General features: G+C 71.6%; 13 protein-coding genes. 9 read left to right on the forward strand and 4 right to left on the reverse strand.

Annotated features, from left to right (window positions below; translation table 11 throughout):
- Positions 1 to 26: 26 nt before the first annotated feature.
- Positions 27 to 1,211, reverse strand: a complete 1,185-nt coding sequence (locus tag ACWBNA_RS14875; RefSeq protein ID WP_482704803.1) for an NAD(P)/FAD-dependent oxidoreductase — start codon at positions 1,209 to 1,211, stop codon at positions 27 to 29.
- Positions 1,208 to 1,531, reverse strand: coding sequence for a bifunctional 3-phenylpropionate/cinnamic acid dioxygenase ferredoxin subunit (locus ACWBNA_RS14880; protein ID WP_482704804.1), 324 nt, complete (start codon positions 1,529 to 1,531; stop codon positions 1,208 to 1,210). The genes ACWBNA_RS14875 and ACWBNA_RS14880 overlap by 4 nt, the downstream gene beginning before the upstream one ends.
- Positions 1,532 to 1,971: 440 nt before the next feature.
- Between ACWBNA_RS14880 and ACWBNA_RS14885 the strand changes: the two genes are divergently transcribed.
- The 9 genes from ACWBNA_RS14885 to ACWBNA_RS14925 all read left to right on the forward strand — a co-directional run bounded on the left by ACWBNA_RS14885 (position 1,972) and on the right by ACWBNA_RS14925 (position 14,371).
- Positions 1,972 to 2,799: an IclR family transcriptional regulator gene (locus tag ACWBNA_RS14885; protein ID WP_482704805.1), complete on the forward strand. Its 828-nt coding sequence runs from the start codon at positions 1,972 to 1,974 to the stop codon at positions 2,797 to 2,799.
- A gap of 255 nt (positions 2,800 to 3,054) precedes the next feature.
- Positions 3,055 to 4,140: an S-(hydroxymethyl)mycothiol dehydrogenase gene (locus ACWBNA_RS14890; RefSeq protein WP_482704806.1), complete on the forward strand. Its 1,086-nt coding sequence runs from the start codon at positions 3,055 to 3,057 to the stop codon at positions 4,138 to 4,140.
- Positions 4,137 to 4,766: an MBL fold metallo-hydrolase gene (locus tag ACWBNA_RS14895; protein ID WP_482704807.1), complete on the forward strand. Its 630-nt coding sequence runs from the start codon at positions 4,137 to 4,139 to the stop codon at positions 4,764 to 4,766. The genes ACWBNA_RS14890 and ACWBNA_RS14895 overlap by 4 nt, the downstream gene beginning before the upstream one ends.
- A gap of 87 nt (positions 4,767 to 4,853) precedes the next feature.
- Positions 4,854 to 7,310 carry a GcvT family protein gene (locus ACWBNA_RS14900; protein ID WP_482704808.1) on the forward strand — a complete coding sequence of 819 codons (2,457 nt, stop codon included), beginning with the start codon at positions 4,854 to 4,856 and terminating at the stop codon, positions 7,308 to 7,310.
- 41 nt (positions 7,311 to 7,351) lie between these two features.
- Positions 7,352 to 8,506 (forward strand): N-methyl-L-tryptophan oxidase, encoded by a 1,155-nt coding sequence (solA, locus tag ACWBNA_RS14905; RefSeq protein WP_482704809.1) that lies wholly within the window; start codon positions 7,352 to 7,354, stop codon positions 8,504 to 8,506.
- Between the two features lie 11 nt (positions 8,507 to 8,517).
- Positions 8,518 to 9,693: an aromatic ring-hydroxylating oxygenase subunit alpha gene (locus ACWBNA_RS14910; RefSeq protein WP_482704810.1), complete on the forward strand. Its 1,176-nt coding sequence runs from the start codon at positions 8,518 to 8,520 to the stop codon at positions 9,691 to 9,693.
- On the forward strand, positions 9,674 to 11,140 hold the full coding sequence (locus ACWBNA_RS14915; RefSeq protein WP_482704811.1) for an aldehyde dehydrogenase family protein: 1,467 nt from the start codon (positions 9,674 to 9,676) through the stop codon (positions 11,138 to 11,140). The genes ACWBNA_RS14910 and ACWBNA_RS14915 overlap by 20 nt, the downstream gene beginning before the upstream one ends.
- A 107-nt stretch (positions 11,141 to 11,247) precedes the next feature.
- On the forward strand, positions 11,248 to 12,804 hold the full coding sequence (locus ACWBNA_RS14920) for an APC family permease (protein ID WP_482704812.1): 1,557 nt from the start codon (positions 11,248 to 11,250) through the stop codon (positions 12,802 to 12,804).
- 16 nt (positions 12,805 to 12,820) lie between these two features.
- Positions 12,821 to 14,371 (forward strand): GMC family oxidoreductase, encoded by a 1,551-nt coding sequence (locus ACWBNA_RS14925; protein ID WP_482704813.1) that lies wholly within the window; start codon positions 12,821 to 12,823, stop codon positions 14,369 to 14,371.
- A gap of 69 nt (positions 14,372 to 14,440) precedes the next feature.
- Here ACWBNA_RS14925 and ACWBNA_RS14930 read toward each other — a convergent pair whose 3' ends face one another.
- Complete coding sequence (locus ACWBNA_RS14930; RefSeq protein ID WP_482704814.1) at positions 14,441 to 19,063, reverse strand: coiled-coil domain-containing protein; 4,623 nt, start codon at positions 19,061 to 19,063, stop codon at positions 14,441 to 14,443.
- Positions 19,064 to 19,109: 46 nt separating this feature from the next.
- Positions 19,110 to 20,000: a hypothetical protein gene (locus tag ACWBNA_RS14935; RefSeq protein ID WP_482704815.1), complete on the reverse strand. Its 891-nt coding sequence runs from the start codon at positions 19,998 to 20,000 to the stop codon at positions 19,110 to 19,112.
- Positions 20,001 to 20,055 lie beyond the last annotated feature (55 nt).

Genomic DNA, 20,055 nt, shown 5'->3' on the forward strand with positions numbered 1-20,055 from the left:
CTCGCGGTGTCCGGGCCCGGTGGCGTTCAGAGTGCGGCCGGCTGCGGCCTACTCCCTCCTCCCGCGAGTTCCCGTCGCGCCTTCATGAAGGGGCGCGGCCGGTTCACGGCGAGCACCGCGGTGGTACGGCCGTCCCGCTCGTACAGGGCGAGGAAGCCGCCCTCGCCGGGCGCGTCGTCGGTGAGTTCGCCTTCGGCGATGCGGACAGCGTCCCCGTCCTGCCGACGGCCGGCGAACTGGATGCGCGCGCCGTACTGGTCCGACCAGAAGTACGGCAGCGAGACCGCGGTCTCCCGGGTGTGTCCGGCGAGCAGGTTGGCCACGGCGACCCGGGGCTGCTCGGTCGCGGAGGTCCAGTGTTCGGCGCGGGTGCCGCCGACGCGGGCGACATCGCCGACTGCGACCACCTGCGGCAGGGCCGTCACACAGCCGTCGTCGCACAGCACGCCGTCGTGCAGGGCGAGCGTCGAGCCCGCCAGCCAGGCGGTGGTGGGTGTGGCGCCGATGCCGACGATCACCGTGTCGGCGGGCAGGACACGGCCGTCGGCGAGTTCGACGCCGGTGACGGAGACGGTGCCGCGCAGCGCGGCCACCCCCATGCCCGTGACCAGGTCCGCCCCGCCCCGCCGGTGCAGTGCGGCGCACACGGCTGCCATCTCGGGGCCGAGTTGGGGCACGAGCGGAAGCGGAGCGGCCTCCACGACGGTGACGTGGTGGCCGAGGGCGGTGCAGGAGGACGCGGTCTCGGCACCGATGAAGCCGCCGCCGATGACGACGACCTGACGTGGTCCGCCCCCGAGTTCGTCCCGCAGGGCGCGCGCGTCGTCGAGGGTGCGCAGGGTGTGGACCCCGGCGAGACCGGAGCCGGGAAGACGGCGTGCCGAGGCGCCGGTGGCGATGACGACGCCGTCGGTGGACACCGTACGGCCGCCGTCGAGCAGCACGGTCCGGCCGCGGGGGTCGAGGCCGCGGGCCCGGACGCCGAGCAGCCATTCGGCGTCGAGCTCGGCGGTCTCCTCGGCGTCCGTGAGGGCGAGCCGGTCCTCGTCCACGCGCCCGGTGAGGAAGTCCTTGGAGAGGGGAGGCCGGTCGTAGGGGCGGTGGGGTTCGTCGCCGACGATCACCAGGCGCCCGTCGAAGCCCTGGGAGCGCAGTTCCCGGGCCGCGTACAGACCTGCCAGGGAGGCGCCGACGACGGTCACGGTCCTCATGCGGCGGTGCCCTCCTCCGCGGCGACGTGGACATGGATCATGCCGTCGTCGACGCTGACGCGGTGGGTGCGGACCGGCCGCCGGGCCGGGAGGCAGGTCGCTTGTCCGGTGCGGAGATCGAATGAAGCCGCGTGCAGCGGGCATTCGACCAGACAGCCCTCGAGCCAGCCCTCGGAGAGGGAGGCGTCCTGATGGGTGCAGGTGTCGTCGATGGCGTACAGCTCGCCGTCGTCAGTGCGGAACACGGCGATGGGCGGTGTCGTCTCGACGCGGACGGACTCGCCTTCGGGGAGGTTCTCGAAGCGGCAGACGGGTATCACGGGCCCCCCTCTCGGTCCGGGACGCTCGGTCCGGACCTGTCTGGTCCAGGTTGATCAGGGAGTGCGGACCGTCGTTGGTCCGGCAGCAGAGAATGCGTAATCGAGGAGTTCCGCTCGAGCGGGGATTTCTGCTCGAGAGAGGAGTCCTGCTCAAGCAGGAACATCTGCTGAAGCAGGGAGTTCACTGGGCGCCGGATCTTCGGCGAACCTTTGTCGGGTCTTCGCGGATCTTCGTCGGATCATCATCGGTCCGAACCGGGTCCGCGCTGATCGGTACCGTTCGGCACCCTTCCGGGCGCCGGACCCTTCGGTAACATGATGTTTCACATGGCGCACGATAGAGCGCCATGCGCAACAGAATCCGGGCGGGACGACCGTCACGTCAAGGGTTTCCCGCAGATGCGGCCCGAACGGGGCCCACAGGTGGTGAGAGTTGAGCCATGACCCGCACGCAGAAGCAGTCCGACCGTAGCGAGGAGAAGGCCGCGACCCCGGAGAAGAACGGCAGAGGAGCGGCCAGCGCCGTCCAGTCGGTGGACCGTGCCGTGAGCGTGCTGGAGATCCTCGCCCGGCTCGGTGAGGCGGGGGTCACCGAGCTCGCCGACGAGCTGGACGTGCACAAGTCCACCGCGTTCCGCCTGCTCGGCGTCCTGGAGAACCGTGGTCTGGTGGCCCAGGCCAAGGACCGCGGCAAGTACTACCTGGGCGCCGGCGTGCTGCGGCTGGCCGGGGCGGCGGCCGTGCGGCTGGACATCTCGCAGGAGGGCGTCCCGGTCTGCCGGGAACTCGCCGACGAGCTGGGCGAGACGGTCAACATCGCGGTCCTGGACGACGACGCGGCGGTCAACATCATGCAGGCCCGCGGCACCGCGTCCGTCACCGCGCAGAACTGGCTGGGCAGACGCACCCCGCTGCACGCCACCTCCAGCGGCAAGGTGCTGCTCGCGCACATGCCCCCCACCCTGCGCGAGGGCCTGCTCGCACGCTCCCTGCCGCGCTTCACCGAGCGGACCATCACCGGCGCCTCCGTGCTGCGGTCCGAACTGGAGGCCGTGGTGGAGCAGGGCTACGCCCTCACCATCGAGGAACTGGAGCTGGGCCTGGCCGCCGTGGCCGCCCCGGTCCGCTCGCACGACGGCAAGGTCATCGCCGCCATCAGCGTCTCGGGGCCGGTGTACCGCCTGAACAGCGACCGGCTGCCGGAGCTGGCCAAGCGCACGGTGGCGGCCGGCGCCGAGCTGTCGCGCCGCATGGGATACGGATTCTGACCGACCCACGGACAGACACGCACGACCAGACACCCCCACCACCGGACACCCACAACCGGACAACACCACACGGACCGCGGCGCGGGACCGGGAAGCCCCTGGTCCCGCGCCGCCGTGTGTCCGGCACGTTTCGCCCCTCGCGTTCCTTTTGCCAAGGGTTAACTCGCACCTCTTGACGGCTACTCGATGGCGTTCTCACTATGTTCCTCATAGCGCAACCCATCGTGCATTGCGCAACAGCAGAGGAGCTTGGTCGTGCCACACGAGGTCCGTGCCGTAGTCGCTGTGAAGAAGGGCGCACCCGTCGAGGTGCAGACGATCGTCGTCCCCGACCCGGGCCCCGGAGAGGTACTCGTCGCCGTGCAGGCCTGCGGGGTCTGCCACACGGACCTGCACTACCGCGAGGGCGCGATCAACGACGACTTCCCGTTCCTGCTGGGCCATGAGGCGGCCGGCACGATCGAGGCGGTCGGCGAGGGTGTCACCGACCTCAAACCCGGCGACTACGTGGTGCTGGCCTGGCGCGCGCCCTGCGGCTCCTGCCGTTCCTGTCGCCGCGGCCGCCCCTGGTACTGCTTCGACTCCCGCAACGCCACCCAGCCGATGACCCTGCTGGACGGCACCCCGCTCAGCAACGCCCTCGGCATCGGCGCCTTCGCCGAGAAGACCCTGGTCGCGGCGGGCCAGGCGGTGAAGATCGACCCGGCCGCCCGCCCCGAGGCCGCGGGCCTGATCGGCTGCGGCGTCATGGCCGGTTACGGCGCCGCGGTCAACACCGGCAGGGTCGGCCGCGGCGACTCGGTGGCCGTCATCGGCTGCGGCGGCGTCGGCAACGCGGCCATCGCCGGCGCCTGCCTCAACGGCGCCATGAAGGTCATCGCCGTCGACATCGACGACAAGAAGCTGGACCAGGCGGAGCGGTTCGGCGCCACGCACACCGTCAACTCCAGTGGCACGGACCCGGTCGAGGCGGTCCGCGCGCTCACCGACGGCCACGGCGTGGACATCGCGATCGACGCGGTGGGCCGCCCCGAGACCTTCCAGCAGGCCTTCTACATGCGCGACCACGCGGGCCTGCTGGTCCAGGTCGGTGTGCCCTCCCCCGAGATGAAGGTCGAGCTCCCGCTGATCGACGTCTTCTCGCGCGGCGGCGCCATCAAGTCGTCCTGGTACGGAGACTGCCTGCCGAGCCGCGACTTCCCGTTCCTGATCGACCAGTACCTGTACGGGCTGCTGGACCTGAACGCCTTCGTCAGCGAGACCATCGCCCTCGACCAGGTCGAGGAGGCCTTCGCCAAGATGCACCGCGGCGAGGTGCTCCGCTCGGTGGTGGTCCTGTGAGCGACAAGGACCACGCGGTACGCGTCGACCGGGTCGTCACGCAGGGCACCTTCAGCCTGGACGGCGAGACCTTCGACGTCGACAACAACGTCTGGCTCGTCGGCGACGACGAACAGGTGCTGATCATCGACGCCGCCCACGACGCCCGCGCCATCCACGAGGCGGCCGCGGGCCGCCACGTCACCGCCATCGCCTGCACCCACGCCCACGACGACCACGTCGACGCGGCGGCCGAGCTCTCCCTCCTCACCGGGGCGCCGGTCCTGCTCCACGCCGGCGACCACGAGCTCTGGTCCCACACCCACCCCGGCCGCAAACCGGACGGCGAGCTGACCGACGGCCGGATCCTCACCGTCGCCGGCATCGAGGTCCAGGTCGTCCACAACCCCGGGCACACCTGGGGCAGTTGCTCGCTGTACGCCCCGTTCCTCAACGCCGTGTTCACCGGCGACACCCTCTTCCACGGCGGCCCCGGCGCCACCGGCCGCTCCTACTCGGACCGCCCCACCATCGAGGCGTCCATCCGCAACCGGCTGCTCACCCTGCCCGGCGACACGATCGTCCACACCGGACACGGCCAGGACACGACGATCGCCGCCGAGCGGCCCAACGTGCCCGCCGCATAACGCCCTCAGCCCGCCGGACAAGCGCTTCAGCCCGCCGTACAAGCGGCTTCCCGTCCCCCTGCCATCCCCGCCACCGCAAGGAGGGGCATGTCCAGCACGCCCGAAAACCACCCTCACTCCCCCCGCGTGGTCATCGTCGGCGCCGGCATCGTCGGCTGCTGCCTCGCCGACGAACTCACCTCCCGCGGCTGGAGTGACGTCACCGTCCTGGAACAGGGCCCGCTGCCCGCCCCCGGCGGCTCCACCTCGCACGCCCCCGGCCTCGTCTTCCAGACCAGTCCGTCCAAGACCCTCGCCGAGTTCGCCAGGTACACGGTCGAGAAGTTCCTCTCCCTCGACGTGGACGGCGCCCCCTGCTTCCACCAGGTAGGGGGCCTGGAGCTGGCCACCACCCCGGAGCGCCTGGCCGAACTGCACCGCAGGGCCGGATACGCCGCCGCCTGGGGCATCCGCGGCGAGGTCGTCGGCCCCGCCCGCTGCAAGGAACTCTGGCCGCTCCTCGACGAGTCCGTGGTGCTCGGCGGCTTCCACACCCCCGACGACGGCCTCGCCCGCGCCCTGCTCGCGTCCCGCGCCCAGATGGCACGGGCCGCCGAGAGGGGCGCCCGCTTCCTGGAGCGCCACACGGTCACCGGGATCGAGAAGGAAGGCGGCAAGGTCACCGCCGTCGTCACCGACCGGGGCACCTTCCCTGCCGACCACGTCGTCTCCGCCGCCGGTTTCTGGGGCCCGGTCATCGGCCGCATGGCCGGCATCGACGTCCCCCTGCAGCCGCTCGCGCACCAGTACGCGAAGACGAAGCCGCTCCCGGAACTCCAGGACCACCAGGCGGAGGCCTCCAGGCCGATCCTCCGCTTCCAGGACCGCGACCTCTACTTCCGCGAGCACACCGACCGCATCGGCATCGGCTCCTACGCCCACAGGCCCATGCCGGTCGACCCGTTCGCGGTCCTGCCGTACGACGAGGCCCGCAGCCAGAACCTGGACATGCCCTCCTCGCTCCCCTTCACGGAGGAGGACTGGGCACCCAGCTGGGACGACTGCCGCCGGCTGGTCCCGGCCCTGCGGGACGCCGAGATCGAGGCCGGCTTCAACGGCGTCTTCTCCTTCACCCCGGACGGCATGCCCGTCCTCGGCGAGTCACGGCAACTGCGCGGCTTCTGGCTGGCCGAGGCCGTGTGGGTCACCCACTCCGCCGGTGTGGCGAAGGCCGTCGCCGAGTGGATGGTCGACGGACGGCCCACCCTCGACCTGCACGAGTGCGACCTCACGCGCTTCGAGGAAGCGCAGCGTTCACCGTCGTACATCCGTGAACGCGGTTCACAGCAGTTCGTCGAGGTGTACGACGTCCTCCACCCCCTCCAGCCGATGGAGCAGCCACGCCCCCTGCGGGTCAGTCCCTTCTACGCCCGCCAGCAGCAGCTCGGCGCGTACTTCCTGGAGGGCGGCGGCTGGGAGCGTCCGCACTGGTACGAGGCGAACGCCCCGCTCGTCGACTTGCTCGACCCGCTCCCGGAGCGCGACGCCTGGGCCGCCCGCCACTGGTCCCCCATCGCCGCCGCCGAGGCCAGAGCCACCCGCGAGAAGGTCGCCCTCTACGACATGACCCCCCTGCGGCGCCTCGAAGTCACCGGCCCGGGAGCCCTGGACTTCCTGCACCGCATGACCACCAACAACCTCCGCAAGAAACCCGGCGCGGTCACCTACACGCTGCTCCTCGACGAGACCGGCGGCGTCCGCTCCGACCTCACCGTCGCCCGCCTCGCCCCCGACCGCTTCCAGGTCGGCGCCAACTCCCCCGCCGACCTCGACTGGCTCACCCGGCACGCCCCGCACGACGTCCACGTCAAGGACATCACCTCCGGCACCTGCTGCATCGGCGTCTGGGGCCCCCTCGCCCGCGACCTCGTCCAGCCGCTGACCCGCGACGACTTCTCGCACGAGGCCTTCGGCTACTTCCGCGCGAAGGAGACGTATCTCGGGCACGTCCCGGTGACGGCGATGCGGCTGAGTTACGTCGGCGAGCTCGGCTGGGAGCTGTACACGACCGCCGACCTGGGACTGCGCCTGTGGGACACGCTGTGGGAGGCCGGCCGGGATCTCGGCGTGGTCGCCGCCGGCCGCTCGGCCTTCAACTCCCTGCGCCTGGAGAAGGGCTACCGCGCCTGGGGCACCGACATGACCGACGAGCACTCCCCGTACGAGGCGGGCGTCGGCTTCGCGGTCCGCACCGACAAGGAGTTCGTGGGGCGCGAGGCGCTCACCGACGCGCCCCTCACCCGCAAGCTCACTCCCCTCCTCCTCGACGACCCGGCCGCCGTGGTCCTCGGCAAGGAGCCGGTCTACGTCGACGGCGCCCCCGCCGGCTACGTGACGAGCGCCGCGTACGGCTACACGCTCGGCCGCTGCATCGCGTACGCCTGGCTGCCGGCCGCACTCACCACCGGCACCGGCGTGCACATCGAGTACTTCGGCGAGAAGGTCCCGGCGACGGTCGCCGAAGAGCCCCTCTTCGACCCGAAGATGACCCGCATCCGCCGATGACGACCACGCTCGATCACTGACGCACCCTCAGGAGGAACGCGATGTCCCCCACCTACGACGTGATCGTCATCGGTCTCGGCGGTATGGGCAGCGCCGCCGCCCACCACCTGTCCGCTCGCGGTGCCCGCGTACTGGGCCTGGAGAAGTTCGGCCCGGTGCACAACCGGGGCTCCAGCCACGGCGGTTCGCGGATCACCCGGCAGTCGTACTTCGAGGACCCGGCGTACGTCCCGCTGCTGCTGCGCGCCTACGAACTGTACGAAGACCTGGAGCGGGCCACCGGGCGCGAGATCGCGATCCTCCCCGGTGGCGTGATGATCGGCCACCCCGACTCCCGGACCGTCTCCGGCTCACTCCTCTCCGCACAGCAGTGGGACCTGCCGCACGAGATGCTGGACGCGAAGGAGATCCGCCGCCGCTTCCCGACGCTCGCGCCGAAGGACGACGAGGTGGCGCTGTTCGAGAGGAAGGCCGGTCTCGTGCGGCCCGAGAACACCGTCGCCGCGCACCTCCAGCTCGCCACCCGGCAGGGCGCCGACCTGCACTTCGAAGAGCCGATGACACGCTGGGAGCCGTACCGGGACGGCGTTCGCGTCCATACCGCGGAGAACACCTACACCGCCTCCCAGCTGGTGATCTGTCCGGGCGCGTGGGCGCCGCAACTGCTCACCGACATCGGGGTGCCGTTCACCATCGAGCGGCAGGTCATGTACTGGTTCCAGCCGACCGAGGGCGTCCAGCCCTTCCTGCCCGAGAACCACCCGATCTACATCTGGGAGGACGCGGCCGGCGTCCAGGTCTACGGCTTCCCGTCCATCGACGGCCCCGACCTCGGCGCCAAGGTCGCCTTCTTCCGCAAGGGCGAGGTCACCACTCCGGAGACCATCGACCGGACGGTCCACGAGGACGAGATCAAGGCGATGGCCGACCACATGGCCGGCTGCATCCCGGACCTGCCCGGCACCTTCCTCAAGGCCGCCACCTGCATGTACTCCAACACCCCCGACGAGCACTTCGTCATCGCCCGGCACCCCGCGCACCCGGAGTCCGTCACCGTGGCCTGCGGGTTCTCCGGGCACGGCTTCAAGTTCGTGCCCGTCGTCGGCGAGATCCTCGCCGACCTGGCCCTCACCGGCACCACCGAGCACCCCATCGGCCTGTTCACCCCCTCCCGCCTCGCCGCCGCGCCCGCCTGAGGAGCACGCCCGTGACGACGACCCCCGCCTCCGAGAGCCCGCTCTCCGAGGCCCACCGGATCTCCCCCAGCCTGATCGCCACCCTCCCCGGGAACTACTACACCGACCCGGAGATCTTCCGGCAGGAGCAGGAGCGCCTGTTCGAGTCCATGTGGTTCTGCGCCGTCCGCAGCGCCGACCTGGTCAAACCGGGCGCCTTCCGCACCGTCCAGGTCGGCCGCGAGAACATCCTCATCACGCGCGGCCGCAAGGGTGAGCTGCGCGCCTTCCTCAATGTCTGCCGCCACCGCGGTGCGCGGCTGTGCATGGAGGAGTCCGGTGAGGTCCGCCGCAACCTCCAGTGCCCGTACCACGCATGGACGTACGACCTCGACGGCAGGTTGATCGCCGCGCCGAACTTGATCAAGATGCCGGACGTCGACCGGGTCGAGTACGGACTGATCAAGGTGTCGCTGCGTGAATGGCTCGGCTACGCCTGGGTGTGCCTCGCCGACGAACCGCCCTCCTTCGAGGAGACGGTCATGCACGCCGCCGTGGAGCGGCTCGGCGACGTGGCGGCCATCGACCACTACGGCACCGAGAACCTGGCGCTCGGCAAGCGGATCGTCTACGACGTGAAGGCGAACTGGAAGCTGATCGTCGAGAACTTCATGGAGTGCTACCACTGCGCGACGATCCACCCCGAACTCACCGACGTGCTCCCGGAGTTCGCCGACGGCTACGCGGCCCAGTACTACGTGGGCCACGGCGCCGAGTTCGGCGAGGAGATCAGGGGTTTCACGGTCGACGGCAGCGAGGGCTTCGCCAAGCTGCCCTCGGTCTCCGAGGACCAGGACCGCCGCTACTACGCCATCACGGTGAAGCCGACGGTGTTCATCAACCTCGTACCGGACCACGTGATCCTTCACCGGATGTTCCCCCTGTCCGAGGACCGCACGGTCGTAGAGTGCGACTGGCTGTACGCGCCGGAGGTGGTGGACTCCGGGGCGGACGTGTCGAAGTCGGTGGAGCTCTTCCACCGGGTGAACGAGCAGGACTTCGAGGCCTGTGAACGCACGCAGCCGGCGATGGCGTCGCGTGCTTACCGCAGGGGTGGTGTGCTGGTCCCCACCGAGCACCACATCGGGATCTTCCACGAGTGGCTCGTGGAAAAGCTGGGAGGCAGTCATGCCGGACCTGTTCATTGACGGCGAGTGGCGCGGTGCGGTCGACGAGCGCACCCGCGAGATCCGCTGTCCCGCCGACGGTTCCCTGGTGGGGGTGGTGGACGAGGCGGGCGGCAAGGACACGGTGGAGGCGATCGCCGCCGCCCGCCGGGCCTTCGACGAGGGGCCGTGGCCGCGCACGTCCCCGAACGAGCGCGGTGACCTGCTGCTGCGGGTCGCCGACCTCCTGATCCGGGACAAGGACGTGCTCGCCCGCGCCGAGTCCCTGGACACCGGGAAGCGGCTCGTCGAGAGCGAGTACGACATCGATGACATCGCGAACTGCTTCCGCTACTTCGGGCGGCTGGTCGCGAGCGAGACCGGCCGGGTCGTGGACACGGGTACGCAGGGCGTCGACAGCCGGGTGGTGTACGAGCCGGTCGGCGTCTGCGCCCTGATCACGCCGTGGAACTACCCGCTCCTGCAGACGGCCTGGAAGGTCGCTCCGGCGGTCGCCGCCGGCAACACCTTCGTGCTGAAGCCGAGCGAACTGACCCCGCACACCGCGATCCACCTCATGCGGCTCCTGGCGGAGGCCGGGCTGCCCGCCGGGGCCGGCAACCTGGTGCTCGGCGCCGGCCCGGAGGCCGGTGCACCGCTCGGCGACCATCCGGACGTGGACCTCGTGTCCTTCACCGGCGGCCTGCAGACCGGTCGCCGCCTGATGGTGGCCGCGGCCGCGACCGTGAAGAAGGTCGCGCTCGAACTCGGCGGCAAGAACCCCAACATCGTCTTCGCCGACGCGGACTTCGAGGCGGCCGTGGACATGGCGCTGACGGCGGTGTTCCTGCACTCCGGGCAGGTCTGCTCGGCGGGGGCGCGGCTACTGGTCGAGGACTCCCTGCACGACCGGTTCGTGGACGAGGTCGTACGCCGGGCCCAACTGATCCGCCTGGGCGGGCCGTTCGACGAGCAGGCGCAGACGGGGCCGCTGATCTCGGCGGCGCACCGCTCGAAGGTCGAGGCGTATGTCGCCAAGGGCCTGGAGGAGGGCGCGGTGCTGCGATGCGGGGGTGCGCGCCCGTCCGGGCCGGGCCTCGACGACGGCTTCTACTATCCGCCGACGGTGCTGGACGAGTGCACCGCCCAGATGTCGGTCGTCCAGGAGGAGTCCTTCGGACCGGTGCTCACGGTCGAGCGCTTCACCAGCGAGGACGAGGTGGTGCGCGTCGCGAACGACACCATCTACGGCCTCGCCGGCGCCGTCTGGACGAGCGACGAGGGCAAGGCAGCCCGGGTCGCGGGGCGGCTGCGGCTCGGCACGGTCTGGATCAACGACTACCACCCCTATGTGCCACAGGCGGAGTGGGGCGGCTTCAAGCAGTCCGGCTTCGGGCGCGAACTCGGCCCGTCGGGCCTCGCCGAGTACCGCGAGACCAAGCACATCTGGCGCAACACCGCTCCCGTGTCGCAGGGCTGGTTCGCCTGACTCTCCTGTAACACCATGCACATGGCCTACGCGTATAACGGCCCTCGATTGATCCAGGCACCCGCAGCAGTCGCTCCTCCCTCCCCCGGCCCACCAGGAGTCCGCTCATGACGACGACCGAGCAACCAACGTCCGGAGAAAGAGACGACGCCGAACTCGCCGAGTTCGGATACAAACCCGAACTCAAGCGCACCCTCGGCAACTTCCACACCTTCGCCGCCGGAATCAGCTACATCTCGATCCTCACCGGCACCTTCCAGCTGTTCTACTTCGGCTACGGCAGCGGCGGCCCCGCCTACTGGTGGTCGTGGCCGATGGTCTTCGTCGGCCAGTTCATGGTCGCCCTGTGCTTCGCGGAACTGGCCGCCCGCTATCCCGTCGCGGGCTCCGTCTACAACTGGTCGAAGAAGATAGGCAATCCGCATCTGGGCTGGCTCGCCGGCTGGATGATGTTGATCGCATCCATCGTGTCCATCTCGGCCGTCGCGCTGGCCTACCAGTTGACGCTCCCGCAGATCTCGTCAACGTTCCAGTTCGTGGGTGACGGCAGCGGCAAGTACGACGTGGCGACGAACGCGGTCGTCCTCGCGACCGTGCTGATCCTGTTCACGACCCTGGTGAACGCCTTCGGTGTGAAGCTGATGGCCACCATCAACAGTGCGGGCGTGCTCATCGAGCTGATCGCCACCGTCGTCCTCATCGTGATGTTCGCCGTCCACATCACGCGAGGTCCGCAGGTGGTGACCGACACGGCGGGCACCGGGGCCGGGCACCAGGCGGGCTACATGGGCGCCTTCCTCGTGGCCTCGCTGGCGTCCGCGTACGTCATGTACGGCTTCGACACGGCCGCCTCGCTCGGCGAGGAGTCCCTGGACCCGTCGCGCAACGCGCCGCGCGCCATCATCCGGGCCATCGTCGCCTCGTTCGTCCTGGGCGGCCTGATCCTGCTGCTCGCGCTGATGAGCGTCTCCAGCCTGAAGGGCGACAAGCTGTCCACGGACGGTCTGCAGTACATCGTCCTCGACGTGCTCGGCTCGACGGCCGGCAAGGCGATGCTGTGGTGCGTGCTGATCGCGGTCACCGTGTGCGCGCTGGCCGTCCACACGGCGGCGATCCGCCTCACCTTCGCGATGGCCCGTGACAACAACCTTCCCGGGTCCTCCAAGCTGGCCAAGGTCAGCCCGCGTTTCCAGACACCGGTGCTGCCCGCGGTGATCATCGGCATCCTCGCCGTGGCGATCCTCGTCGTCAACATCCGCCAGCCGCAGATCTTCACCGTCGTCACCAGCATCGGCATCATCATGATCTACCTCGCCTACCTCGGCGTCACCGGGCCGATGCTGGTGGCCCGGCTGCGTGGCAAGTGGCAGCCCGCGGGCGACGGCAAGTTCTCGCTGGGCCGATGGGGACTGCTCGTCAACATCGTCGCCGTGGTGTGGGGCACGGCCATGACGATCAACCTGATCTGGCCGCGGGCCGAGGTCTACAACGCGGCCGCTCCGTACCACTGGTACCTGCGCTGGGGCGCGGTGCTGTTCGTCGCGGTCATCATGGGCGGCGGCTTCGCCTACTACTGGTTCGTCCAGCGGCACCGCACCGGCGTGCTCGCCGAGCACCAGCTGCAGGCCACCACGACTCCCCTCGCCGCCCCGGCGGCCGACTGACGGAGGTCAACCACTCATGAGTACCGATGAGTTCGACTATGTGGTGGTCGGCGGCGGCACCGCGGGCAACGTCGTGGCGGCCCGCCTCTCCGAGGATCCCTCGGTCACGGTGTGCGTCCTGGAGGCGGGTCCGAGCGACGTCGGCGACGACGACGTCCTCAAACTCGAACGCTGGATGGGCCTGCTGGAGTCCGGCTACGACTGGGACTACCCGGTCGAGCCGCAGGCGAGCGGCAACAGCTTCATGCGGCACGCCCGCGCGAAGGTGCTGGGCGGTTGTTCGTCCCACAACTCCTGCATCGCCTTCTGGGCACCGGCCGAGGACCTCGACGGCTGGGCCGCCCAGGGCTGTACGGGCTGGAGCGCCGCCGATCTCTTCCCGCTCTACCGGCGGCTGGAGAACAACGACGCTCCCGGCGAGCACCACGGCCGCACCGGCCCGGTGAAGCTGCGCACGCTCAAGAGCGACGACCCGTGCGGCACGGCCCTGTTGGAGGCGTGCGCACAGGCCGGCATCCCGACGACGCCCTTCAACACGGGCTCGACGGTGGTCCGGGGCGCCAACTGGTTCCAGATCAACTCCGACGAGAACAACATCCGCCAGTCGTCGTCGGTCGCCTACCTCCACCCGGTCCTGGGCAAGCGGCCGAACCTGGAGGTGCGGACGGGAGTGCGGGCCAAGAAGCTGGTGCTCGACGGCCGGCGCTGCGTGGGCGCCGAGTACCTGGACCCGGACCTGATCCACACCCGTACCGTACGGGCCCGGCGCGAGGTGATCGTGTCGTGCGGGGCGATCGACACCCCGAAGCTGCTGATGCTGTCCGGCATCGGACCGGCCGAGCATCTGCGCGAGGTCGGCGTCGAGGTCGTGGTCGACTCGGCGGGCGTCGGCGAGAACCTCCAGGACCACCCCGAGGGCGTCATCATGTGGGAGGCCGCGCAACCCATGCCCACCTCGTCCAGCCAGTGGTGGGAGGCGGGCATCTTCTACGACACCGAGGACGGGCTGGACCGTCCCGACCTGATGTTCCACTACGGGTCGGTGCCGTTCGACATGAACACGGCCCGCTGGGGCTACCCGACGTCCGAGAACGCTTTCTGCCTCACACCGAACGTCACGCGGGCCAGGTCGCGGGGGACGGTGCGGTTGCGCACCCTCGACTACCGGGACAAGCCGAGGGTCGACCCGCGGTACTTCACCCACGAGCACGACGTGCGGGTGATGACGTACGGCCTCAAGCTCGCCCGGCGCATCGCCTCACAGCCCGCGCTGAGCGGCTGGGCGGGGGCGGAACTGGCCCCCGGCCCGGACGTGCGGACCGACGAGGAGCTGCTCGACTACATCCACAAGACCCACAACACCGTCTACCACCCGTCCTGCACCGTGAAGATGGGCGCGGACGACGACCCCTCGGCCCCGCTCGACGCGCGGCTGCGGGTCAAGGGGACCGAGGGGCTCCGGGTCGCCGACGGGTCCGTCATGCCGGACCTCGTCACCGTCAATCCGTGCATCACGACGATGATGATCGGCGAGAAGTGCGCGGATCTCTTGAGAGAGGACGCGTAAACGCCCTTAGGGGCGCGGGGAACTGCGCGACCAGCCACCACGGTCCCGCAGTTCCCCCTCCACCGCCGTCTACGGGACGCTCGGCGCCGGGCGCTTGTACATCCGCGTCGCGGTGATCTCGCTGTGCCCGGCTTCCCCGGCGGGAGCCTCACGCGGCAGTCCCGGCCGGAGGTGTTCCTCCACCCTGATGTACTTCAGCCCGGCCCTCAGGTCGGCGTCGTTGCGCAACCGGATGACCAGCGGGAACTCGGCGAGCGCGGTCGTGTCGAACAGGCCGGTGGTGTAGAGGAGCTGGACGCCGAGCGCGTCCGACACGGCCCGCTGGAGTTCCAGCAGATAGGTGGCGTTGGCGCGCCCGATCGGGTTGTCGAGGAACAGCGTGCCGGCGTGGCGGTGCTTGTCGCGTCCGCGGTCGTTCGACCGCAGCGCCGCCATCGTGCAGTACAGGGCGATGGCGGCCGTCAACAGCTGACCACCGGAGAACACGTCACCCATCTGTCCGACGGGCACGCGCTCGGCGCGCAGTACGGCGTCCGGCTTGAGGATCTCGACGGCGACGCCCTTGGGGTGGAGTGCCGCGCCGACGCCGCGCAGCAGCAGGGACATGCCGTCGCGGCGCAGGTCGGAGTTCTTCTTGACGGCGGCCCTGGTCGCCTCGTCGACGACCTCGCCGAGCCGCTCGGTGAGCGTGGCCTGGTCGGGCTCCTCGAAGCGGATGCGCAGGAACTCCTGCCCGGACCACTCACCGAGCCCTTCCGGCAGCCGGGACAGCCGCTGGGCGGACCTGAGCGTGGCCAGAGCGGACTCCACGAGCCCGCGCAGCCGGTCCACGATCGAGTCGCGGTTGCGCTCCAGCTGCTCCAACTCGTCGGTGAGGACGCGCAGTCGGGGCGCGAAGGCGTCGGCCCACTTCTGGGCGTGCTCGGGCAGCGCGGAGGCGGGCAGCTCGCGGATCTGCTGCCGGGCGGGGGTGCGGACCTGCTCGTAGCGCGTGGAGTTGGCGTGCCGGACGAGGATGTCGCTCGCCTCGCGCACCGCGGCTTCGGCGGCCGACAGGTCGGCGGCGCAGCCGCGCAGGGACCGGCGGGCCTCGGCGGCGGACTGCCGGGCCTCCTCCGGGCTGCCGGGGTACGCCTCGGTCTCCTCCGGCTCCTCCTCCAAGGCGGGTTCACGCAGCAGGTCGCGGAGCATCGCGGCGATCTCGTCGAAGCCGCCGGCCGCGTCCTCGGCGGCGCGGTGGGCGTCGAGAAGTTCGGCGTGCGCTTCCCGGGCCTGGCTCAACGCCTCGGTGCGGGAGGCGAGTTCGGACGTGGCCGTCCGCAGCAGGGCCTGTGCGTGCTCGGCGTCGCGCGGTTGGGCCTCCTCGGGCAGTTCGGTGTGCGCCTCGCCGTCCTCGGGCGCGTGCCGCTCGGCCTCGCCGCGCAGCCGCCCGAGCTGCTCGCTCGCGCCGGACATCCGGGTCTCCAGGAGCTGCACCAGCTCCTCCGCCCGCGCGACGGCGGCCTGCCGGGACGGGCCGTCGGAACCGTCGGGCGACTGGAGCAGCTGCTCCGCGCGCGTGCGGACCTTGTTACTCAGCCGGTCCAGATCGGCGCGCGCCGCGCTCTCGTCGCTCTCCGCCCGGGCCTGCTCGGCCCGCAGGTCGGCGCCGACGCCGACCTTCTCGTAGAGCTGGGAGGCGGCCCGATATGCCTCGCGGAGGGCCGGCAGGGACGCCGTGGGATCCGCCGGGTGGTTCTCCGGTACGTCGTCGGGGGCGCCCGCGATCTCGGAGCGCTCGGCGCGCAGCGTACGGGCGGTGCGGCGGGCGTCGTCGGCCGCTCGCTGGGCGGCGCGCCGGTCCTCGTCGGCGGCGCGGGCACGGTCCAGGCAGGTCTGGGCGCGGGCCTCCGACTCGGTGGCCTCGTCGGCGAGTTCGCGCAGCTTGACCTGCCAGCCGGCCCGTTCCCGGAGCCGGAAGGCGAGCCCGGCGAGGGCGTCGGCGGCGCGCCGCGCCTTCTGGGCGGCCTCCTGCCGCTCGTCCCGGACCTGCGCGGCCTCGGCGGCCGCTTCGTCGGCCTCGGCCCGCACCGTCCGCGCCTCGGCGAGTTCGGCCTCGGTCTCCTCGGCGAATGCCCGCGTCTGGCGGGCGGCCCGGGCCAGCTCGACGAGGTGCCCGGCCGGGCAGCCGGTGCGCCAGGAGGTGAGCCGCGCCGCCAGCTCCCGGTCCTTGCCGAGCCGTGCCGCGAGCGCCCGGATCTCCTCGTCCCGCTCGGTGGCCCGCGCGCGCAGCGTCTGCCGCTCCTCGTCGGCGGCGTGCTCGTCGTGCATGGCCGGGTTGGGCGGTACGAGGAAGACGTCGCCGGTGTCGGAGTGGGGGGCTGGAGTCGGCGCGAGGAGGGCGGCCGCCGTGCCGACCGCCACGGCGGACCGCGGCAGCAGCGCCGCCTCGCTCAGCGCCTCACGGGCACGCGCGTGCGTGTCGGGGTCGGTGATGATCACGCCGTCGACCAGTTCCGGCCGCGCGGCCAGCACGCGCGCGTGGTCGGCCGGGTCGACCGCCTGCGCGAGGTAACGCCAGCCGGGCAGCGCGGGGATGCCGTGCTCTCCGAGGTACTCGACGGTCGCCAGGACGTCCGGGCCGGGCGGCAGCAGCCCTCCGTCGCCGAGCGCGCCGAGGATGCGGGAGTCGTCGGCGGCGGCCGTACGCAGGTCGAAGAGCTGTCGTTCGGCGGCGGAGACGGCGTCGTCGAGCAGTTCTCGCAGCTCGTCGGCGAAGCGGTCGAGGTCCTCGGGGGTGACCGCCCCCCGGTCGCCGGCGTCCGTGTCCTGCCGGGGCTGCGGAACCACCGAGGGGCGCCTGTCGCCGCCGGTCAGGCTCAGCAGCTCCGCCAGTCGTTCCTCGGCCGCCAGGGCCTCGGCGAGTCGGCGCTCGGCCTCGTAGGAGCGTTCGGCGGCGGCGGCCGCGTCTTCCGCGCGGGCCGCGGTCAGCTCCGCGCGGGACTCGGCCGCCGCCGCTTCGCGCGCGTGTTCGGTGGCCCGGCCGGAGGCCTCCCGTGCGGTGTCCCAGGCGGCGACCGCGGCCTTCTCGGCGTCGCTGGCGGCGAGGGCCGCGCGCGCGGGGTCGGCGTCGGGCGCGCTGTCGTCGAGCCAGCCCGCGCGTACCGCCTCCGCGGTCTCCTGCTCGACCTCGCTCAGCCGCTGCCGCAGATGCCCGAGTTCGCTGCGGGCGCGCTGCGCCTCGGTGGCGGCGGAGGTGGAGTCCCGGTACGCGTGGTCGCTGACCTCCTGGAGGGCGGCGGAGCGCTCCTCCTCCTCGTCGGCGAGGTTCTCGGCGCCCTCCGCGGCCGCGTGCAGGGCCCGTACGAGATCGACGGCGGCCCTGGCCCGGGCGGCCAGCGCGGGTGCCGCGTCCCGCTCGGCCTCCTGGATCGCGACGGCCACGCGGGCCACCCGGTCGGCGGCCGCGCGGTGGCGCAGCACGGCCTCCGCGGCCTGCCAGGCGGAGTGCAGCGTGCGTGCTTCGGCGAGCTCGCGCTTCTGCGCGGCGGCCGACTTCTCGCCGGCGGCGAGCGCCAGGGATGCGTGCCGGTAGGCGAGTTCGGCGGCGATCAGCGCGCTGCGCTCCCGGGCCGCCTCGGCCTGCGTGACGGCGTACGCGGCGGCGGTGACCCCCTGGGCGAGGTCGGCGGCTCGTACGCGTTCCCGGGCCCCGCGCGCGGACAGGCGCCGCGCCAGGGTTCGCGTACGGCGCTCGGCCCCGGTGTGGATGTCACGGGCACGGGAGCGGGCCTCGGCGCCCTCGACGATCCGGCCGAGCAGGTCCACCGAACCGGCGGTGAAGTCCCGTTCGGCGATCAGCTCGGCGCGTCGCCCCAGCTTGTTGCCGAAGCCGCTGACCAGGTCGGCGAGGCCGTCGGTGTCGCGGGTGTCGGTCACCGCGCGCAGCAGCAGGTCGGTGAAGTCGGAGTCCTTCTTGACCGCGAAGAGGCCGGCGGCCTCGCCCTCGTCGGCGTTCATCTCCCGCTGGTAGCGGAAGAGTTCGGGGTCGAGGCCGAGCTCGCCGAGGTGCTCGATCCACCGGTCGTGGATCTCCTCCCAGTGCACCTCCAGATGCGGGTACGCCTTTCCCGCCTCGGTGAGGGCGTCGCGGAAGCCCTTCATGGTGCGCCGACGGCCCTGCGCGCCCGACTGGCCCTCGACGGAGGACCGTACGGCGGTGGACTCGGCGACGGGCAGGTTGTCCAGGCTCAGACCGGGCCCGGGCCGGAAGGAGTACCAGGCCTCGGCGAACTTGCGCGGGTCGTTGGAGACCTGGCGTCCGCGCCACTCGCTCACCTTGCCGACGACGACGCACTCGCCGGTCAGCACGTGCTGCCACTCCAGCGCCACGTGACCGCAGTCGTCCGCGAGCAGGAACTTGCGCAGCACACCGGAGCTGGCGCCGCCGAGGGTGTTGCGGTGGCCCGGCAGCATCACGGAGAAGATCAGCTTCAGCAGGACGGACTTGCCGCCGCCGTTCTCCAGGAAGAGCACGCCGGCGGGCGCCGGCCGGCGCGGCGGGCCGACGGGCTCCTCCTCGAAGAACTCCGCCTGGGTGGGCGCGGGGTCGGGCACGGGCTGGCCCACACCGCGCAGGTCAAGCACGGTGTCGGCGTAGCGCGCACCAGCGGGCCCGATGGAGTAGAGGCGGACCCGGGACAGCTCGTACATGGCGGACTCTCGTAAGTCTTCGGCAGGTGAGGGGTTCAGGACTGTGTCAGGACTGGGCCGGCGCGTGGAACGGCAGGCCGGCGTCGGCCACCAGTTCCAGGTCGTCGGTGTCCTCGGCGGGCAGCAGGGTCGGCGTCCCGTCGGTGACGGGAACGACGCCCAGTTCCAGCAGCTCGGCCATCGCCGCGCTGCCCGCCATGTCCCGCACCTGGAGCTGGTAGCGGGCCGTGGTCCGGTAGGTGCCGCCGTTGTCGTCCCCGGTCCGCTGGAGGAACCCGGAGTCGGTGAGGAAGGCGACGGCCTTGCCGACGATGCCGGTCGTCGAACCGGCGAGCCGGCGTGCGTCCTTGGTGGCACCGGTCGCGCTGCGTCTGACCCAGATCCGCCAGGCGGCCTCCAGACCGGGCGCGTCGGTGGCCGGGTCGGTGTTCTCGCCCTGCTCCTCGGCACGTTCCTCCAGGCGTCGGCAGGCCTGCCGTACGAACGCGTCGACGCCGTTGACCGAGACGCGCCCGATGTACCCGTCGTCGGCGAGGTCCTCCGGCCGTGGGAACGCCATGGCGGCGACGGCGAGGTGCGCCAGCCCGTGCAGGAACCGGTCCCCGCCGTCGGCGGACGTCCGGCGGGCGTAGTCGCCCATCCGCACCGCGAACACCGAGTCCTCCGCGGCGGTCACGGCCATCCCCGCGCGCGGGGACACCTCCAGCACGACCAGTCCGAGCCCGGCCGCCACGGCGTCGGCGAGCCGCGCGAACGGCGGGTCCTCGCGGTAGCGCCGCAGCAGTTCCGTGTACTCCTGGTCCCGGGCGGGCTGCAGTTTGGGCTGCAGCCCGAAGGCGACGAGCCGCGCCGCGTCGGCGGCGTCGGCGGGGGTGACGGCGGCGGTCACCGGCGCGGGCCCGGCTTCCGGCTCACTCCACTCGACGTGCTCGGACACGACTGCAACTCCTCGAACTGGGAAACGACGGCGAGGGCGACTCCCTCAGGGGCGC

The sequence above is a fragment of the Streptomyces sp. Q2 genome (assembly GCF_056820935.1).

Bases quoted from the DNA above. Each gene is read 5' to 3' on its own strand.
- ACWBNA_RS14915 (WP_482704811.1), top strand. From the start codon at position 9,674: ATGCCGGACCTGTTCATTGACGGCGAGTGGCGCGGTGCGGTCGACGAG.
- ACWBNA_RS14875 (WP_482704803.1), bottom strand. From the start codon at position 1,211: ATGAGGACCGTGACCGTCGTCGGCGCCTCCCTGGCAGGTCTGTACGCG.
- solA (WP_482704809.1), top strand. From the start codon at position 7,352: ATGTCCCCCACCTACGACGTGATCGTCATCGGTCTCGGCGGTATGGGC.
- ACWBNA_RS14920 (WP_482704812.1), top strand. From the start codon at position 11,248: ATGACGACGACCGAGCAACCAACGTCCGGAGAAAGAGACGACGCCGAA.
- ACWBNA_RS14925 (WP_482704813.1), top strand. From the start codon at position 12,821: ATGAGTACCGATGAGTTCGACTATGTGGTGGTCGGCGGCGGCACCGCG.
- ACWBNA_RS14885 (WP_482704805.1), top strand. From the start codon at position 1,972: ATGACCCGCACGCAGAAGCAGTCCGACCGTAGCGAGGAGAAGGCCGCG.
- ACWBNA_RS14930 (WP_482704814.1), bottom strand. From the start codon at position 19,063: ATGTACGAGCTGTCCCGGGTCCGCCTCTACTCCATCGGGCCCGCTGGT.
- ACWBNA_RS14900 (WP_482704808.1), top strand. From the start codon at position 4,854: ATGTCCAGCACGCCCGAAAACCACCCTCACTCCCCCCGCGTGGTCATC.